The sequence below is a fragment of the Pseudomonas sp. 7P_10.2_Bac1 genome (assembly GCF_025465935.1).
Classification (GTDB): Bacteria; Pseudomonadota; Gammaproteobacteria; order Pseudomonadales; family Pseudomonadaceae; genus Aquipseudomonas.
Window position 1 is genome coordinate 1 of sequence record NZ_JANLNV010000032.1, and the last position, 1,050, is coordinate 1,050.

2 protein-coding genes are annotated in these 1,050 nt (G+C 62.9%); both read left to right on the top strand.

Translation table 11 applies throughout. The features are described 5' to 3' along the window. Positions 1-184 (top strand): hypothetical protein (locus NTD86_RS06435; protein ID WP_262201324.1); only part of this gene is annotated, 184 nt, incomplete at its 5' end. Between the two features lie 9 nt (positions 185-193). Next, positions 194-1,050, top strand: an 857-nt coding sequence (locus tag NTD86_RS06440) for a DUF2169 domain-containing protein (protein WP_262201325.1), incomplete at its 3' end; no start/stop codon positions are given.

Sequence of the window (1,050 nt, forward strand, 5' to 3'; positions counted from 1 at the left end):
GCACAAATCGGTCGTGGTGGGCAAGCGCTTCACCATCGATGCCGGTGATGAATTCACCGTCACGGTGGGTAAATCCACCCTGACGATGAAGTCCGACGGCTCGGTGCTGATCAACGGCCGCACCTTCGACTTCAGCGCAACGGGCGCGGTACAGATCAACGGCAAAGACGTGGACATCAACTGAGGAGGCGTCATGGAATTTCGCAATCTGACGCCCTTCGATACGCTGTGTTTCAGTGCCTTGGGTGTGGACGATCAAGAGTATCCGGTGCTGGCCATGAAGGTCGGCTACCGGTTGTTGCCCGTCGACGGTCAACCGGGGCAGTGGCGGGCCGAAGTGATGGACGACGATCCCGTGCCGTTGTGTACCGGCGACACGTATTACGGCGATGAAGGCACCAGCAGCGTCTGTGAAGAAAGCGACCTGGCGCCGTTCAAACCACGCTGCGATGTGATCGTGGTGGGCCGGGCACATGCGCCTCAGGGCCAACCCGCCACGACTTGGGACGCCGGTGTACGGCTGAGTCTGCCGCTGCCCCCGTTGCAGATTGAAGTGCCGCTGCCCAAGCCGCTGAGCCCCGGCGAGCCGCTGAACGAATTCCAACTTCAGGAATGGCAAGCCCGGCGTATAGCGGCCGAAAAAGCCTTCGCCGATGCACCGAGCCGCCGCAACCTGCTGGACAAGCAATTGCGATTCACAGGGCCGCGGCAGTTCAAACACAGCCTGTTCGGCGGCTGGCAACTGACCGAACCGCAGCCCGCCCTCGCCGTTGCGCTGCGCTGGGAATACGCCTTTGGCGGCAGCAGCGTGGTGCGCAATCCCGAGCATCCGCTGGCGCCCGACAGCCCCGAATACCTGCTCAACGAGGTCTGCTACAGCAACCCGCTGGGCCGTGGCTGGATCGAGAAGCGTCAGGAGCAACTGGGCTTCAAACTCGATGCGCCGCTGCGTGAACTCCCCGCGCCGCAGATCGAAGCGCCCGACACGCCCGTGTTGCACCTGGACAAAGCCAAACACCCCGACGGGCCACTCGATTCCACGGACATGCT